Source organism: Bacillus sp. AK124, from assembly GCF_053903085.1.
This window is the reverse complement of the sequence record NZ_CP096378.1, coordinates 894,421-911,122: the sequence shown is the minus strand read 5'-3', so window position 1 is coordinate 911,122 and position 16,702 is coordinate 894,421. Positions and strand designations below refer to the sequence as shown.

The 16,702-nt window shown below is 47.6% G+C and carries 19 protein-coding genes; 4 read left to right on the top strand and 15 right to left on the bottom strand.

Going from position 1 to position 16,702, the window contains the following annotated elements; all coding sequences use genetic code 11:
* Positions 1-43 precede the first annotated feature (43 nt).
* The 3 genes from M1E06_RS04445 to M1E06_RS04435 are packed head-to-tail and all read right to left on the bottom strand — an operon-like array spanning position 44 to position 1,578.
* Positions 44-814, bottom strand: coding sequence for a TIGR01457 family HAD-type hydrolase (locus M1E06_RS04445; protein WP_020452843.1), 771 nt, complete (start codon positions 812-814; stop codon positions 44-46).
* A 20-nt stretch (positions 815-834) separates the two neighbouring features.
* Complete coding sequence (locus M1E06_RS04440) at positions 835-1,275, bottom strand: DUF86 domain-containing protein (protein ID WP_023856189.1); 441 nt, start codon at positions 1,273-1,275, stop codon at positions 835-837.
* 27 nt (positions 1,276-1,302) lie between these two features.
* Positions 1,303-1,578 carry a YutD family protein gene (locus M1E06_RS04435; RefSeq protein WP_003184977.1) on the bottom strand — a complete coding sequence of 92 codons (276 nt, stop codon included), beginning with the start codon at positions 1,576-1,578 and terminating at the stop codon, positions 1,303-1,305.
* Between the two features lie 103 nt (positions 1,579-1,681).
* Here M1E06_RS04435 and M1E06_RS04430 point away from each other — a divergent pair, with 103 nt between their 5' ends.
* Positions 1,682-2,299 carry a YhcN/YlaJ family sporulation lipoprotein gene (locus tag M1E06_RS04430; RefSeq protein ID WP_020452845.1) on the top strand — a complete coding sequence of 206 codons (618 nt, stop codon included), beginning with the start codon at positions 1,682-1,684 and terminating at the stop codon, positions 2,297-2,299.
* Positions 2,300-2,352: 53 nt separating this feature from the next.
* Here the strand turns inward: M1E06_RS04430 and lipA are convergent, their stop codons facing one another.
* Complete coding sequence (gene lipA, locus M1E06_RS04425) at positions 2,353-3,249, bottom strand: lipoyl synthase (RefSeq protein ID WP_011198266.1); 897 nt, start codon at positions 3,247-3,249, stop codon at positions 2,353-2,355.
* Positions 3,250-3,495: 246 nt separating this feature from the next.
* On the opposite strand from lipA, the gene M1E06_RS04420 reads away from it, so the two are divergent.
* Positions 3,496-4,476, top strand: a complete 981-nt coding sequence (locus tag M1E06_RS04420) for a M23 family metallopeptidase (protein WP_020452846.1) — start codon at positions 3,496-3,498, stop codon at positions 4,474-4,476.
* A 46-nt stretch (positions 4,477-4,522) separates the two neighbouring features.
* Here the strand turns inward: M1E06_RS04420 and M1E06_RS04415 are convergent, their stop codons facing one another.
* The 8 genes from M1E06_RS04415 to M1E06_RS04380 all read right to left on the bottom strand — a co-directional run bounded on the left by M1E06_RS04415 (position 4,523) and on the right by M1E06_RS04380 (position 11,304).
* Positions 4,523-4,636: a methionine/alanine import family NSS transporter small subunit gene (locus tag M1E06_RS04415; protein ID WP_003184985.1), complete on the bottom strand. Its 114-nt coding sequence runs from the start codon at positions 4,634-4,636 to the stop codon at positions 4,523-4,525.
* Positions 4,633-6,162 (bottom strand): sodium-dependent transporter, encoded by a 1,530-nt coding sequence (locus tag M1E06_RS04410; RefSeq protein ID WP_020452847.1) that lies wholly within the window; start codon positions 6,160-6,162, stop codon positions 4,633-4,635. Before M1E06_RS04410 ends, M1E06_RS04415 begins: the two co-directional genes overlap by 4 nt.
* A gap of 183 nt (positions 6,163-6,345) precedes the next feature.
* Entirely contained in the window at positions 6,346-7,122 is a 777-nt protein-coding gene (gene yunB, locus M1E06_RS04405) for a sporulation protein YunB (RefSeq protein WP_020452848.1), read from the bottom strand.
* Positions 7,123-7,189: 67 nt separating this feature from the next.
* Complete coding sequence (locus M1E06_RS04400; RefSeq protein ID WP_003184991.1) at positions 7,190-7,495, bottom strand: YunC family protein; 306 nt, start codon at positions 7,493-7,495, stop codon at positions 7,190-7,192.
* Positions 7,496-7,574: 79 nt separating this feature from the next.
* The gene (locus M1E06_RS04395) at positions 7,575-8,930 is read right to left on the bottom strand and encodes a bifunctional metallophosphatase/5'-nucleotidase (RefSeq protein ID WP_216904462.1); all 1,356 of its coding nucleotides are present in this window, start codon (positions 8,928-8,930) and stop codon (positions 7,575-7,577) included.
* A 19-nt stretch (positions 8,931-8,949) separates the two neighbouring features.
* Positions 8,950-9,771, bottom strand: a complete 822-nt coding sequence (locus tag M1E06_RS04390) for a sulfite exporter TauE/SafE family protein (RefSeq protein WP_020452850.1) — start codon at positions 9,769-9,771, stop codon at positions 8,950-8,952.
* Between the two features lie 17 nt (positions 9,772-9,788).
* Positions 9,789-10,640 carry a DUF72 domain-containing protein gene (locus tag M1E06_RS04385; protein ID WP_020452851.1) on the bottom strand — a complete coding sequence of 284 codons (852 nt, stop codon included), beginning with the start codon at positions 10,638-10,640 and terminating at the stop codon, positions 9,789-9,791.
* A 130-nt stretch (positions 10,641-10,770) separates the two neighbouring features.
* Entirely contained in the window at positions 10,771-11,304 is a 534-nt protein-coding gene (locus M1E06_RS04380; protein WP_041817309.1) for a membrane protein, read from the bottom strand.
* Positions 11,305-11,392: 88 nt separating this feature from the next.
* Here M1E06_RS04380 and M1E06_RS04375 point away from each other — a divergent pair, with 88 nt between their 5' ends.
* Complete coding sequence (locus M1E06_RS04375) at positions 11,393-11,977, top strand: TetR/AcrR family transcriptional regulator (protein ID WP_020452853.1); 585 nt, start codon at positions 11,393-11,395, stop codon at positions 11,975-11,977.
* 210 nt (positions 11,978-12,187) lie between these two features.
* On the opposite strand, the gene M1E06_RS04370 is transcribed toward M1E06_RS04375, so the two are convergent.
* The gene (locus M1E06_RS04370) at positions 12,188-12,322 is read right to left on the bottom strand and encodes a hypothetical protein (RefSeq protein WP_256379618.1); all 135 of its coding nucleotides are present in this window, start codon (positions 12,320-12,322) and stop codon (positions 12,188-12,190) included.
* Positions 12,323-12,331: 9 nt separating this feature from the next.
* On the bottom strand, positions 12,332-13,558 hold the full coding sequence (locus M1E06_RS04365) for a pyridoxal-phosphate-dependent aminotransferase family protein (protein WP_020452854.1): 1,227 nt from the start codon (positions 13,556-13,558) through the stop codon (positions 12,332-12,334).
* A 164-nt stretch (positions 13,559-13,722) separates the two neighbouring features.
* Between M1E06_RS04365 and M1E06_RS04360 the strand changes: the two genes are divergently transcribed.
* On the top strand, positions 13,723-15,321 hold the full coding sequence (locus M1E06_RS04360) for a PucR family transcriptional regulator (RefSeq protein ID WP_020452855.1): 1,599 nt from the start codon (positions 13,723-13,725) through the stop codon (positions 15,319-15,321).
* A gap of 100 nt (positions 15,322-15,421) precedes the next feature.
* On the opposite strand, the gene M1E06_RS04355 is transcribed toward M1E06_RS04360, so the two are convergent.
* Entirely contained in the window at positions 15,422-16,618 is a 1,197-nt protein-coding gene (locus tag M1E06_RS04355; protein ID WP_020452856.1) for an MFS transporter, read from the bottom strand.
* Between the last annotated feature and the right edge of the window lie 84 nt (positions 16,619-16,702).

Below are 16,702 nucleotides of genomic sequence, written 5' to 3'. Positions count from 1 at the left end.
TTAAAAAACACTTGTCCTTAAAAGACAAGTGTTTTTTTGCAGTTTAGATGCGATCCATCCAGTCTGTTAAAGAATCAATGACATATGTCGGCTTTTCCTGGTAGGCTTCAAGGTGTTCTTTTTTGGTCACGCCCGTATGAACGAGAAGCGTGTCCATCCCGGAATTCATTCCCGCCATAATATCCGTATCATAATTGTCACCGACCATCAGCGTTTCACTGATATTTGTGCCGAGCACCTTCATCGCCTGCTCCATGATGATCGGCTCCGGCTTGCCGATAAAAATAGGCTCTGTCTGCGTAGAAACGGTTAATACTGATGTGAGAGAACCATTGCCCGGCAATAGTCCTCTTTCTGTAGGAATAGCGATATCGCCGTTAGTCGAGATGAATGTAGCGCCGTTGCGGATGGCAAGGCAACCGACGGCTAGCTTTTCGTATGTAATGCCGCGGTCGATACCGACGACGACGAAGTCGGCGTCTTCTTCGCCGAATGCCAGTCCTTTTTCCTCAATGGCCTGGCGGATGCCTTCCTCACCGATCACATATACGGAAGCATCCGGTTTTTGTTCGGCGATAAAATTGGCGGTCGCCATGCTGGTTGTGAATACCTGGCTCTCTTCGGCCGGAATATCAAATGAAACAAGCTTGTCCGCCACTTGCTTCGGCGTGCGCGACGAATTGTTTGTGACGAACAGATACGGGATGCTCCGTTCTTTCAGCTTCCTTACGAATTCGCATGCTTCTTCGATTTTTTCCGTCCCTTTGTACATTGTTCCATCCAGATCAATTAAGTATCCTTTGTATGTTTTCATGTTGTACACTCCAGTTTTGTTTAGTGCGGTTTGAATGCGGATACCGGACCGAGCTCATGGTTTAAATAATCGCGGATCCGCGCCGGAAATTTCTCAAGCGTTTCCGCATGCCTGCTGAGCAGCATGTCCAATTCTTCATGGTTGACATTCAAGTAGTCTTGAACCAATGTCTTCCGATAGGCGATCAAATGTTTCAGACTGTCGCCTTCCGCTTGGCTGACAACCTTTTCATCGGTCAGTATATCCATAATGTCGTCATAGCTTCCAGGATCTCTCATAATAAAGCCGTCAATCATATCGTTCCCTATATCCAATATACATTCGATCAGCGTGTGGCCGATTCGTTCGAGCGCTTTTTTTTCGACGTCGGAAGTCCATTCCTCCTGTGTTTGATAAAGCCGCAGCTCCTCTTCCAGGAAGTTCAGCGTGTTTTCGATTTTGTGTCGATCGACAAAATACATCATCAGAGCATCCCCTTTTATGATCGCTTATTTTCGCAGACGTTTTAAAACAAAGTAGGCACATCCGAAATTACAGTACTCGTAAATATATTCATCAAGCGTGCTGATCTTCGTATCAAATGTGGCCTTTTGATTTTGATCGTCAAAAAAGCCTTTCAGCCTCAGCTGGCTGTATCCCCAATCCCCGACGATGTAGTCATATTTATTTAAAATGTCGGAGTATCTGGCTTTAAACGCTTCTTCGTTAAAACCGTTTTTCACATCTTTGACGACTTCAAATGCAGCGTTCTGAACGACAATCATTCTTTTCACCTCTTTTATATGATAATTCAAACCCGTGCCGCCATCAATTGCTAAGAATAAATCCTCCCCGTTGGAAAAGCTATAAAAGAGGAGGAAAAGCAGAATGAATAAAAAAATTCTTTTAGCAGGGCTGCTGGCGGTGCCTTTAGCAGGATGCCAGACAGCCTTAAATGATACCGAACACAATATATATGACGAAGACGGAAATACCGTTCACGTTGCAGACAAGAACCCTCAATATCATGAAAAGTTCAGAAATGACAACCGGAAAGGCAGATTCGGATATGCGCGCCATCAGGCAACTCCAGTCGCAAACAAGGAAGAAATGCAGGCGCCTCAAATTGATCGGGAAGAAATGGCGCATATTATATCTAGTTTAACGGTTCAGCTTCCCAATATTCAAGATGCCTCAGCACTTGTGACAGACGAAGAAGCGCTTGTCGTGTACAAAACGGACTCTGGGCAGCGCGAACAGACGGCTGACCAAGTTAAAAAGACGGCGGCATCCGTCATTCCGAGGTATTACCACATCTATATTTCCGATGATCCGGATATGATGCAATCCGTCGCCAACTTCAGCCGGCTTGGAGCCAATTCAAGAAACGTTGATCAGCTGATGGCCGATACGATTAAGGAAATGCAAAAATCACCGCAAGGCAAAACAACGACAGGTACAGATGAAAACGGCCTTGACGGAAAAGGAAAAGCGACCGAATCCTGACCTGAAAATAAGAAAAACGCCAGCGCATATGGCTGGCGTTTTTTCATCCAATGTTATGCCTGCGCCTGGCGTTTTTTAGACGCTTCATTCACCTGTTCATCGGCATGGTATGAAGAACGGACGAGCGGTCCTGCTTCACAGTGGCTGAAGCCTTTTTCCATGGCGATTTCTTTCAGTTCGGCAAACTCGTCAGGATGGTAATATTTCTGTACTTTAATGTGTTTTTTGGACGGCTGCAGATACTGGCCGATTGCCATGATGTCGACGTTGTTCGCAAGAAGGTCGTCCATTGTTTCGATGATTTCTTCTTTTGTTTCGCCAAGACCGATCATAATGCTGGATTTCGTCGGGATGTCCGGCTGCATCTCTTTGGCGCGGCGCAAAAATTCCAATGATCTTTCATATGTAGCTCTCGCACGGACTCTCGGCGTCAGGCGGCGGACCGTTTCAATATTATGGTTTAAAATGTCCGGACGCGTATCCATCAGCGTTTTCAAATTATTATAGTCTCCGCCCATATCAGACGGCAGAACTTCAATTGTTGTAAACGGGCTTTTTCTCCGGACGGCGCGTACGGTTTCAGCGAATACCCCCGCTCCTCCGTCTTTTAAATCGTCGCGGGCAACGGCTGTAATGACCGCGTGTTTCAGGTTCATGATGCTCACAGAATCTGCGACTCTTTCCGGCTCATTCAAGTCAAGCTCTGTCGGCAGCCCCGTCTTCACCGCACAGAAGCGGCAGGCTCTCGTACAGACAGATCCGAGAATCATAAAGGTCGCGGTACGTCTGACGGCCCAGCATTCGTGGATGTTCGGGCATTTCGCCTCTTCGCAGACCGTATGGAGGTTGTTTTCCCGCATTAATTTTTTTAAGCCCGTATAGTTTTCATTTGTGTTCAGCTTGATCTTAAGCCATTCGGGCTTTCTTAGGTGCTCGTCTTTCTTTGCCAATTCCATCATCTCCATTGTGGATTGTAGTCAAGTTCAATACGAAAACATAGCGCCGGATGTGTCCCCCTGCTTTGGAACCGCTTAAATTAAAAATGCTAAATCTTCATCTTTAGTCACTTTAACATAGTACAGATTTGTGAACAAGAGCTTGATTAGTCAAGATGGAATTTCTAACATTTTCTTATTATCGATTTCTGCAGATGTCACAAACTAACCGTATTCAAACTGAAAGGAGCTAAGGACACTGTGAAAGCTGTATTATCCGTTCTCATCCTCCTTTTGCTCATATCGCAGCCGTGCGCTCTTGCAAAGGAGAAAAAAGAGCCCGATCTGCAAAAGAGAATGGCCCTTTATCATAAAACAGAAGCTGCAACCCATATTCCTTGGTATGTTTTCGCGGCTGTCGACCAATACGAAATCAATATCCGCAAAAACCGTAAGGACTTGCCGAAGCAAAAAGGGCACACCGGGATTTATATTCCGCAAAGCGTGTGGAGCGGACCTGAAAACCCCAACCCGAAAGATACATCACCGCTCAGCATCAAGGTTTTTGACGGAATTGGAATGGACGGAAACGGAGACGGACTGGCGGAACCGGATCAGGATGAAGACGTCCTTTATACGTTTGGACAATACTTGTTGACATACGGAAGAGACATAGAAAATATCCGCATCGGCCTGTGGGAGTTTTACGAAAGGGATCAGACGGTCGGCATCATATCAGGCTTTATCAGGCTTTTTCAAAAATACGGCCACATTGATTTGGGCAAGCACGCCTTTCCTCTTCCCGTAAGATCAGATTACAGCTATAGAAGCACATGGGGAGATGCCCGCGGATTCGGGGGCAGGCGGATTCACGAAGGGACGGATTTGTTCGCCCATTATGGCCTCCCCGTCCGGTCGACATGCTACGGTATTGTTGAAATGAAAGGCTGGAATCGTTTCGGCGGATGGCGGATCGGAATCAGAGACATCAACAATACGTACCATTATTTCGCCCATTTAAACGGATTCACAAAAGGCTTGAAAGTGGGAGAAATCGTCGAGCCCGGCCAAGTGATCGGCTCGGTCGGAGCAACGGGATACGGGCCGCCGGGAACATCGGGAAAATTCCCGCCCCATCTTCACTACGGCATGTATAAAGACAATGGAAGAACCGAATGGTCTTTTGACCCTTATCCTCATTTAAGGGCATGGGAACGGAAGGAGCTTCGAAAGAAAAAATAAAAGACATCCCTATTTCAAAAGAATAGGGATGTCTTGCTTTAAGAGGTTAGCCGGCCTGGCTTTTCTTGCTTTTCACAACCGCATTGATAATGCTTGCGGCCAATCCTCCCCAAATAATGACGATGCCGATCACCATCATTGCTATAGATGCGCCGTTCATGAGGAAACCTCCTTGTCATGTTGAAATGGCGTATAATTCAGTTCGTTCTTCCATTTTGAAAGCGAAAGGATAAATCCGGCTGCGATCGCTCCAAAAGCGACGCACCATCCCCATTTCAGGAGAAACTCTACCGGCAGATCACCGTAGGCTGTTGTGATATTCGTCTTGATATTATCAAACATCATATACCCCAGAACAATCGGGGTGACGACGCTCAGGCAGATTCTCCACCAGGCGCCGAGCTGAATGTCGGAAACCGAATTGGCGTGAGCCTGCAGAGCTTTCAGTTCTTTCGCAAACCATGCAATCGCAACGACTTCGATCAATCCGGCAAGCGCCACTCCGAAATTGTTGATAAAGTAATCTGCCGCATCGAGAAAGAACAGCCCGCCTTTCGTCGCAAATACGAGCGAACACAATGCAGCAGCCCCTCCGCCGAACAGAACGGCTTTCCGCCGCGGAACGTTGAATTTATCCTGAATCGCGGCAACATATGTTTCAGAGATAGAAATGAGAGATGTCAGACCTGCCAAAACGAGCGAGCCAAAGAATAAAAATCCGAAAAACGCATTAAACGCCGGAAACTCATTGATGATTTGCGGGAAGACGACGAACGCCAAACCGATTCCCGAAGAGACGACTTCTTTGACTGGAACGCCTTGCTGCGCCGCCATAAAGCCCAGCGCACTGAATACCCCGATTCCGGCCAGCAGTTCAAATGACGAGTTCCCAAAGCCGGTGATAAACGCATTGTTTGTAATATCCGATTTCTTCGGCAAATAGCTGGAATACGTAATCATGATGGCAAACGCAATCGACAGACTGAAGAAAATTTGGCCGTAGGCCGCCACCCACACTTTTCCGTTTGTAATCTGGCTCCAATCAGGCGTGAAAAAGGCATTCAGTCCTTGTGCAGCCCCGTCAAGTGTTATCGAATAAATGACAATGATTAAGAATAAGACCACAAGCAGCGGAATGAAAATGCGGTTCGCGATTTCGATTCCTTTTTTGACTCCGGCAAATAAAATCCCCAATGAAACAATCCAGACAATTGCGAGCGGAATCAGGACGCCCGGCACGAAGCCGCCGAATTGGCCGATGGCTCCTCCCCCGATATCAATTCTGTTTAAATATTCATTCATTAGGAAATTTTCTGTATTTTTCCCCCAGCCTAAATTGAAAGAAAAGACAGTGTAAGAAATGGCCCATGCCACGATAACGGCATAATACGTCGAGATGACAAATGAGATGGCGACCTGCCACCAGCCGATCCATTCCTTCCCTTTCCCCATCCGGGCATAGGACAGCGGGGCTGAGCCTCTGTATTTATGACCGATTGTAAATTCCATGATGAGAAGAGGGATTCCTGCTGTCAAGAGCGCGAACAAATATGGCAGAAAAAACGCGCCTCCTCCGTTTTCATAAGCTACAGCCGGGAACCTCCAAATATTCCCCAAACCGATCGCAGAACCGACAGCTGCTAAAATAAAACCCGCTCTTGTTCCCCATTGCGGACGATTATCCATAAGCTTCCTCCTTTATCTTTTCGAAACATCTGAAAACAGTGAATTTTCTAATAATTATTATTATTGAATAGTATATACAGTCTTTTTGCCTAAGTCAAAGTATTTTTTTAAGAAAATAGACGCATGCCGTTTCTAAGCCATGAAAAAAAGCATTCTGCCTGATGTTTGCAGAACGCCTGGAAATCATTGCTTATTTTGTTCCTTTTTTTGCTCTGTTTTTTCATCCTTTGAAGGAATTTGAATCGATGGCGCCGTCTGGCTGCCGCTGCCGCTGTAGAAGTCGGGTACTTCGCCGTGCACGGCTTGAATCGTTGCCGGAATCGTATTTTTGACAACCGCCGTTTTTGTCGCAAACGGTATGACGACACGGACCTTGACTTCGACAAGCACACCGACATTAATTAAAGCATTATTAATTCCATATGGTTCGACACTATGCTTAAAATCTGTAAAGACATCCCCCACAACATTAAGCCGTACAGGTATTTTCGGCCCTAGGTTTCCAAGAAGCGTGTTTCCAGTTGCCTGACCTAGTGGAATATTATAGATTACACCATCATTCTTACCTTCGGGAGTTTTCGCAGAAGAATTAAATTCTTCGGTTTCTGTTTCCTTCAGCTTTTCGTGAAGTTGTTTCGTAATTTTCGAATGCATACCACGAAGACCATGAGAGTTGAAATCAATTGTTGTTACTTTTCCATTTTCATTCGTCTTCATTTCTACTAGATTTTGCACATTTTCATCTTGGCTCATATAATCCTCGACGGCTTCCTGGATGACGTGCGTCGCAATCCGGTTCGTTTCCATTTCAGCAATGTTCAGAAGCGTCGGTTTGATGGATGAGTTGATGATCAACAGACTGACGGCCGTTGAAAAAATAAAAAATACAAACGAAAGCAGCATGACATATCGAAAAGGCAAAGGTCCTCTTTTTGACAGAGGGCCGCGAAATCTTCGCAAGCAAAATCCCCCCTTACATCACAAGTGTATGCTTGTAAGAGGGGATCTACGATTCAATCAGACAACTTTATTTCACCATTTTTAAAAGGGCTTCTTTTCCGCTCATTCCGGGATGGATGCCGAGCTCTCCGGCCGCATCGGTTACAGATTCGAGCGGGGCTTCGAGAAGCTGATCGATCGTCCGCACGCCGACGGCTCTGGCGGCGACGATCTTCCGTTCTTTTAATTTATCGTTCAGCAGGGCGACGTCAAGCGCTCCGCACATAATATATCCATGGTCATTGGTTACCGCCATAAAGTTCGTTTTCGGCAGTTTGACCGTTACAGCCGTAAACGGCTGATCTTCTATCATAATCGGAGTTAAATTTACCATCGCGATCCCTCCTTTACCATTAATGTATGATAAAGCGGGAGACATGTTCCGGTTTGCCCCGAATCTTAAACCATCTGTATTAGAACCGGTTTGCTTTTTTAAGCTTCCAGGCGAGCAGATCGCGCAGGAATTCAGGCATAAAGTACTCGATATCTTCCGCATCGCGGATCGCCGGAAACAGCGTTCCGAGTGTAAACATATCAATCGTGGCGATCGTGTAGAACACATCATCTTCAATGTCCGCTCCGTTGACAGAGAGCTTTTCCGGGTCAAGGCCGGCATACAGCATTTTTCCCATCACTTCGCCGCGAAAACCGAGCCCTTTAATGCGCAGTTTCTCGGTTTCTTCCGATGATGCATGGAAGATGACCTCTTTCAGCTCACGTCCCGTCAGCTTCAGTTTGACCGGATTAATCGGATGCGGACAGATGCGGTGAACATCCGCTTTCGTCACCGCGCCTTGTGAAAGAGATTCCAGTACAATGCCTGAGTTGACCATTCCGATTTCCGCCTCACACCATTCCTTTAAGGCGTCTGCCAGCATTTGCGGAAGGGCGCTTCTGCGGAACCAGGCGGTTTCAAGGGTGTTGTCCAATGTCGCAATTTCTTCTTCAAGGAGATGTCCGGCTTCTTTCTCTTTTTCCTTCAGAAAACGAATCGTCTCCTCTGATTCTTCGTTCCACTCTGCCGTCTTCATAACGGTTGCTGTGATGTTCTCAAGCGTTCCGTTATACGTCAGTTCAACATGACCGACATAGTTCCCATATTTTTCGGCGCAGGCCAGCATAACACCGTCTATCATCATCCCTTCTTCAAGCAGGTGATGGGTATGCGAGCCGAGGATCAGGTCGATTTCGGGAAAAGCCTCCGCGACGCGCTGATCATCCAAAATGCCGAGGTGTGAAAGAAGGATGACAGTATCGGCTTTTCCTTTGATTTCACTGAGCATCTCGCCGATGCTTTCAAATGCGTCTGCAACCGTCCAGCCAAGCTGTCGATAGATCGGATAATACGGGACTGTCACACCGAGAATGGCAAGAGTCGCGCCGTTCTTCACCTTTTTGAGCACATACGGCGCTGCCCAGCCGGGCCTCTTCCCTTTTTCGTCAAATAAATTGGAAACAACGACAGGAAACTGAGCGTTGTCATAAAGTGTATCCAGCTCCTGATGCGGCAGTGTAATTCCTTCATTATTTCCGATCGTTGCAGCATCATACTGCAGACGGTTCAACAGCTCCACATTCGCTTTTCCGAAGGTGGCCTCAGATATCGGATGGAATCTGTCGACATGATCGCCGAGGTCGAACAAAAGCACTTCCTCCCCCTGCTCTTCATGTTTTTGTCTTTGTGTCTGAATATAATCGACGATTTTCGGCCAGTTTTCAAAATGGCTGTGCAAATCGTTCGTATGGTAAATATGGAGCTTTTCCGTCATGCAAATCTCTCCCTAACGTTTAACTAAACACGCCTTGATAGATTAATCTGATTCCGATGATGATCAATACGAACCTCATGATCAATACGATCGTCTTTGTTTGCATCTTTTTATTAATGTAGGCGCCGAGCTGTCCGCCAAACCAGGCGCCCGGGATCAATGCGAGCGCATAAAGCCAGTTGACATGGCCCGCGATGACATGGCCGGCAGAGCCCGCGACAGATGAAAGGAAAATAATAAACATCGATGTCGCAACGGCGACCCTTGTCGGAAATAAAAACAGAAGAATCATCGCCGGCACCATCAGCGAGCCGCCCCCGATGCCGAAAAGCCCGCCGAGGAAGCCGACGACAAAGGCGATCGCGATTCCGGCTAAAGGATGATATGAATACGTATATTCCTGTCCTTCATCCCCTGTGAACGTTCTGATAACGCCCGTATGCTTTTTCTCGGCAGGTTTCACCCTTTTCTTTATCATTAAGGAAAGGGAAATGAGAATCATAAAAATCCCGAACCATAGAGAAAACGAGTCTGAGCTGAAATATGTCGATATATGGGCACCTGCGATGCTGCCCGGCCCCGAGCCGATGAAAAAAATAAGACCGCTTTTATAATCTACGGTTTTATACTTCATATACGCAATCGTTGAAGAAAGCCCTGTGAATATGATGACAACCAGCGACGTGCCGACCGCCATTTGCGGTGTCACATGGTCAAAGAGCGTCGGCAGCCCCGCCAGAAAAAGGAGCGAGGGAACGATGACGATCCCTCCGCCGAGCCCGACAAGACTGCCGATGGTTCCCGCGATAAATCCGAGTATGATCAAAATAAGATATTCCATAAAATAAGTCCTCTTTTCTAGCTGAATAAATCGAGCTGCCTTGGCGTAAGCCCTTTGTATTCAATATCAAGCAGCTCCTTCATTTGCTTTCCGTTTTGAGCCGCATCACCGCCTGAATTGTTATTAAACAGCACGTAAACGTTTTTCGACTGCTGTTCAAGCAGCTCAAGGTTTTTCTTCCAGTCTTTTAATTCTTGTTCATTATATAAATATAAATATCTGACCTCACGCCAATTTTGCCCGGAGGACGGCCTTAACCAGCCTTCCTTGTTGCGGCCGTGAAAACGGACGAGCGTTTTCCTGCTGTCAGTCGCATGAAGAACCGTCGGTATGCTGCCTTCGCCCGCCTGGGGTTCATCGCAAATGCTGTGAATCCATTGCTGTTCCTCCATAAAAGCGAGCGTTTTGTCGTAAAACTGGGGCATAAACCATGACCGATGCCTGAATTCAAGCGCACACGGTATATCTCCCATTTTCTCTTTTACCCATCTTAAATAATTGACGTTTTCTTTTTTGCAATCAAACCATGGCGGAAACTGAAAGAGGACCATCGCCAGCTTGCCCGCTTTTATGTATGGCGTTAACGAAAGCTTAAAAGCAGCAAACATGTCGTCTTTCGTTTCAAAGGGGATTTCCCCGCGCTGATGCCCCGTCATTCCCTGATATGCCTTAATGATAAACTGAAAGGTTTCCGGCGTCTCCTTCACCCATTTTTCATTGTTCCGCTCGGGCTGAATCGCGTAAAAGCTCGCATCAAGCTCGACGATCGGAAAATGCGCCGAATAGTGGATCAGCTTGTTTTGACTGCTTGTTTTGGGCGGATACAGGCTGTCATGATCCCCCCATCCTGTTAATCCAATATAAATCAATGCAGTTCACCTCTTCCTTTAGTTTATCACAGGTTTTTTTCGAAAACTTGATCCAGGTCTGCTTGTAGCATTTCCTTTTTCAGCGGCGGAATACTTGAACATGAAAAAGAAGCCGGATGTCCGGCTTCTTTTAACGGGCTTTCTTCGGAAAAAGGGTAAAGCTGAAACTGTACAGAAAATCGATGGCAAGGATGATCGACCATAAAGAAGCGATGTGGATTAACGGTTCCGTTCTTTCCGGGTCGCCGATGAACAGATGCATCCCGGCCAGCAGCGCCGCCCCGATCAGCCATGCGATAAAATGCCGCAACCAGCCTTTGCGCTCTTTTTTGGCGTGTTCCTTGCCGTACTGCGGGCCTTTGTCAGGCTTCGGACCGCCGGCAAAGCGATAGGCGAACCTTTCATCCGCCCATTTGATCATGCGGCTTCCGAACGCAATGCTGACGCCGATATAAACGGCGGCGAGGCCGTGCAAAACATCCGCTTGCGCCCCATTGTACAGATCAAGCGCCGTTGCAGCCAAAAGCAGCAAATCCAAAACCGGTGTGCATGCAAACATGATCAAACCAGCCTTTTTCCAGCCTGCCATATAGCGAAAAATAAGGCCAAGCAGAATAAAAATCCAAAAACCGATCTCACAAGCTATAATCAATAAACCAATCACCTTTTATCCGCCTCTCTTTTTAACACATTTGTACTAAAAAATTATAACACATATGTATTAAATAATACACCCGTGTTATAATGTGTGTATGCCAAAAATAGTTGATCACGAAAAACAAAAAGAAAAAATTGCCGAAGCGGTGTGGAATGTGATTCACAGAGATGGACTTGAACATTGCACCGTCAGAAATGTCGCTAAAGAAGCCGGACTTTCGGCCGGATCGATGCGCCATTATTTTCCCCAACAGTCTGAGCTTTTCATTTATTCAATGAGGCTTGTGGCAAACCGGGTCAAAACGCGGATTGAGAGCATGACATTTAACGGTACACCGGCTGAGAACGTCAAACAGCTTCTTTTTCAGCTTATGCCTCTTGATGAGGAGCGAAAACTGGAAATGGAGGCATGGTATGCATTTACGGCCAAATCGCTCAGCGATCCGGAGCTCAAACCGTTAAGAAAGGAGATGAATGAAGGCATTTATTCAGCCTGTAAATCGGCTGTTGAAATGCTGGTGAATACCGGTGCCAAACCGGGGATCGATGTTCTAAAGGAAACCGAGCACCTGTACGCCCTTGTCGACGGGCTGGCGCTTCATTTGATCATGGCCCCTGAAAGGCTGACGGCTGAAATGATCGATTCTGTATTGGCCGGTTATTTAAGATCGTTGGAATAGACACAGATCGATCGGATTGCACCAAAAGAGACTTACACAAAACCACGGAAAAGCAGGCCTCTCAGCCTGCTTTTTTTGATTAATTCTCTTGTTTTAGATTCTCACGGATGTCGCAAAATTGTTTTTTTCTGGTCATCCCACAAAAAACAGCCTGATCACAGGCTGCTTTTTGCGCTTCAGTGAACCGCTTTTGCTTCTCTTTCGTCTGCCTTAAAAATGTATTGACGCACTGCCGTCAAGCACGCCCAGCACAGCAATCAGCCCGCCGACGCCGATATCAGTTTTCCTTACGCCTTCCAGGCACACGACGGAAGCGCCTTTCAAAAGCAAGTCAAACGTTTTCATGAGATTAGCCTACTCATGATAGAAATCCAGAGCCGTCTGAAGCGCATTTCCCGGCGATACTGAAGCACCTGTGCGAATGAGAACCGCTTCGAGAGCAGCCAATGTAAAAAGAACATTTTCTTTTCGGCAGCTGTACCCCATTGTCCCGATTCTCCATATCTTTCCGGCCAGCGGTCCGAAAGAGCTGGCGATTTCGACGCAGAAGTCGTCAAGCATCATCTTCCTGACAAGGTCCGCGTCAACCCGATCAGGCACTTTCACACAAGTGACGGTCGGCAGCTTTTTCCGGCCTTCCGTAAACAATTCGAGACCCATCGCTTTGATGCCCTTGATTAGCGCTGCTTCATGCAGCCGGTGTCTTGAGAACCGCTCGCGGAGCCCCTCCTCAAGAACGACCCGCGCTCCTTCACGCAAACCGTACAGCATCGAAGTCGCTTCTGTATGATGATTGAGGCGCCTCGGGCTCCAATAATCCATCAGCATGCCGAGGTCAAAATAATTGCTGGAAATCGGCAAGCGTCCCGATTCAAGCTCAATATCTTCTCTTGTGGCGATGCCCCGTTCCACCTTTTTCCTTTCATTGATGCGCTTTTCTACCCGGCTGTTAAATGTGATCGGCGCCATACCGGAAGGAACGGATAAACACTTTTGCGTACCTCCGACGACCGCGTCAAGGCACCATTCATCCGTATTGACATCCGTGCCGCCGATTGTAGCCACCGCATCGACTACACAAAGCACATCAAGCTCCCGGCAGGCCCGGCCGATTTCTTCGAGCGGTTGAATGCATCCCGTCGATGTCTCACCGTGCACAACCGCAACAATCTCCGGTTTCGTCCGTTTGATTTCGGAGATGATCTCTTTTGGTTCAAAAACGTCTCCCCATGGGCATTCCATTGTATAAACATCAGCCCGGTACCGTTCACAAATCTCGGCAAGCAGATAGCCGAACCGTCCGAAAATGGGAATGAGCACCCGGTCCCCCGGTTTGATGAGACTGGCAAGGACGGCTTCAAGCCCGGCCCGCGATGTCCCGTCTATCGGAAATGCCCATTTATTTGTCGTCTTAAAAATTTGCCTGAGCAGCGCCATGACGTCGTTCATCATGTCTGTAAATGCAGGATCGAATTGTCCCAGTACAGGTGAGGAAAGCGCCCTCAGCACTCTCGGATGAACCTCGACAGGACCGGGAGTCATAATTGTCCGTTTCGGAATATTCATTTCGCCAATTGTCATGTGAAGAAACTTCCTTTCTTTTTTCTTGTTATATTTCTTTACAACTCTCTATATAAATACAAGTTTACTGGTAACATGAAAAATAAACATCGGCATAAATGTCACAAATCCGCTCATTTTTTGTTGATAATGACTAAAATGACAAAGGAGGTCTGTACAGATCAATGAATATCTATGACATGATGAAACTCCCCGTGTTTAAAGGCGCAACGCTTGCCGCCGGAAAAACGGGAGGGACCCGGAACATCGAACACATCAATATGATGGATGCGCCAGATATTGCCGATTATCTGCATCACGGCGAGCTCCTCGTCACGACCGCATACCATTTAAAGGACCGGCCTTTTTTATTGAAGGAATTGATTGAAAGGATGATCAGGCGGGGCTGCGCCGGACTCGGCATCAAAACGCGCTTTTTGCAGAAAATACCCGACGAGGTGATCAAGCTTGCCGACGAGCGGTCATTTCCGATCATCGAGCTAAATAAAGATGTCCGCCTCGGTGATATTGTCAATCATACACTGAGCCATATTTTGGACAAACGGACGGCAGAACTCGAACAGGCCATTACCGCCCAAAAAAAGTTCACAACCCATATTATGAGCGGAAAAAGCATTCAATCGCTCTTGCATAACGTCTCTGCTGTTTTGAAGCTTCCCGTTCTTCTTTTCAATCAGCATCTCAAGCCGATCGCCTCCTCAAAAGCGGATGCCGCCGGGACGCTGTCGCATTATGAAGGAATATTTCAAAAAGGAAACAGGACAGGGCTCACCTGTTTTTCAACGCTTCCCGACCAACAAACCTATTCGGTATTTCCGATCTATACTCATGAAAAAAAATGCGGCTTCCTCGTTGTCTGCGGGTTGATTTCCCCTTCAGACAAAGGCTTGCTGTTAACCCTCGAACAAGCCGCCAATGTCATCGCCTTTGAGCTGCTGAAGGAAAATGCGCTCAAACAATATTTGCGAAGAGCGCGGAACGAGTTTTTCAGCAATTTTTTGGACGGCGCCTTTTCCTCTGCTGAAGAAATTAAAAACCGGGCCAAAGAATTTCAGCTCAAGTGGGATCAAAAATATGTGTGCATTGCGGGCAAATTGGACCGGCGCGAAAAATCGCTCAGCTTCACGGAAAATCAGCTTGAATCAGATTCCGTGTTCGAACGCCTGGAAGAAGAGCTGGTTGACTTTCCGTTCCCTCCGCACCTTTTCACAAAGGGAAACGTCTGCTTCCTGCTGGCCGAAGCGACGGACAGCTGGGCTGAACTGAATGCAGACGTCGGCGGATTTTTAAAGACGTTTCAGCGTCATACAGCGGAGCACTTTCAGCGGACAATCTCTTTCGGAATCAGCAACCTCAGCCATCAGCTAAGCGACGTTCCGCACATTTGCAAAGAAGCCGTCGACGCGCTCCACTCCGGCCATTTGTCCGGCAGCACCGAGTTCATCCAGACGTACCATATGAAAGACGTCTCTGAGCTTTTACGCATGATTCCGGCTGATGATTTGAAGACATTTTACACGCATGCACTGCATCAGCTTGCCAGCCTGCCGAAGGATGACCAGGGGCTCCTGCAAACATTGTCCGTCTATCTGGAAACGCACTGTCAGATTTCTGAAACGGCCAAGCGCCTGTATGTCCACAGAAACACAGTCATCTACAGGCTTGAAAAATGCGAAGAATTGCTCGGGAAAAGCCTGAAAGATGCGGACACAACCCTGCGCTTGAGACTGGCGCTCAGAATTCAAATGCTGCTTGGATTGTGAGAAACTCCAACAGCAGCAACCGGAGAAAGTTAAGCCATACCGGCATTGCTGATGATTTGAAATTCACCATAGAAAAAAGCCGGCATATGTGCCGGCTCCCTTATACTTTTTCGGGAATTGCGCGCGTCTGCTGCTTCCGCCCCCAGCTGACTGCCGCCAAAAAGCTGAGCACGAGAACGACCGCACCAAAAATATATGGAATTTCCACGTTCACATCGAATAACAGACCGGCCACCGTCGGTCCGACAATGTTGGCAAGGCTCATAAACGCATTGTTCATGCCTGCGGCAAAGCCCTGTTCATCACCGGCCATTTTTGAAATCAGCGTATTAATCGCCGGACGGAGGATGGACGTCAGCATGAAGAAAACAATTGTTGCACCGAAAACGAGCCAGTACGAACCGGCAATCGAGCAGACGGCAAGCGCTGCGGCTGAACCGATCAGCGTCATGTTCATCAGCTTTTTTTCGCCGAAGCGGTTCGTCAGCATCCCGAGGGCCACCGCCTGGACGAACACGCCGATCAAGCTTGCCGCTGTAATGACAAAGGCAATGTCTCCCGGTGTAAAGCCGTGCTTATGATCGACATAAAGGCTGAATACCGCCTCAAAATTCATGATCCCGAAGTTCAGGATGAACACGAGGACAAACAGAAAAGCATACGGCGATCGCAGCGCGCGCGCCATTTGCTTAGGAAGCGGTTCGCGCTTTTGAGCGGAGCGGCGCTTTTCAAGCATCTTTTCTTGACTGAGCGTTTCCGGGAGGACAAAAAGCGATAAAACCGTCGCCAAGCCGGCTAATCCGGCTGACACGTAAAACGGAAAAGTGAGCCCGTACGCAGCCAAATATCCGCCGGCTCCCGGACCGATGACAAAGCCGAGAGACATCGCGGCGCTGATCAGCCCCATCCCTTTGCTTCGATCCTTTTCCGATGTGATGTCGGCGATGTAGGCAAACATGGCCGGCACCAAAAACGCCGCTCCCGCTCCGCCGAGAAGGCGGGAAACAAACAGCAGCCACATCTGGCTCGCCAAGGCGAAAAGCAACTGGGAAACCGCAAACGCACCGATGCCTAAAATGATCATTTTCCGTCTTCCGTATTTATCGGTCATTTCCCCGGCAACGGGCGAAAACAGCAGCTGGGTAATACCCGAAGCCGCAATCAGCAACCCGAGCGTGCTGCCTGACGCGCCGAATTCTTCTATAAACGTAGGCATGAGTGGAATAATCAAGCCTATACCAAGCATAACGATGAACACGTTCAGCATGAGAATATACAATCTGGCCATTTTTTTCATCCGCGGATACCTTCCTTAAAGCCCGATAATACCGGACAATCTTAAATTCGATCAATTACTAAATTAGTATATCCACAGATAGGT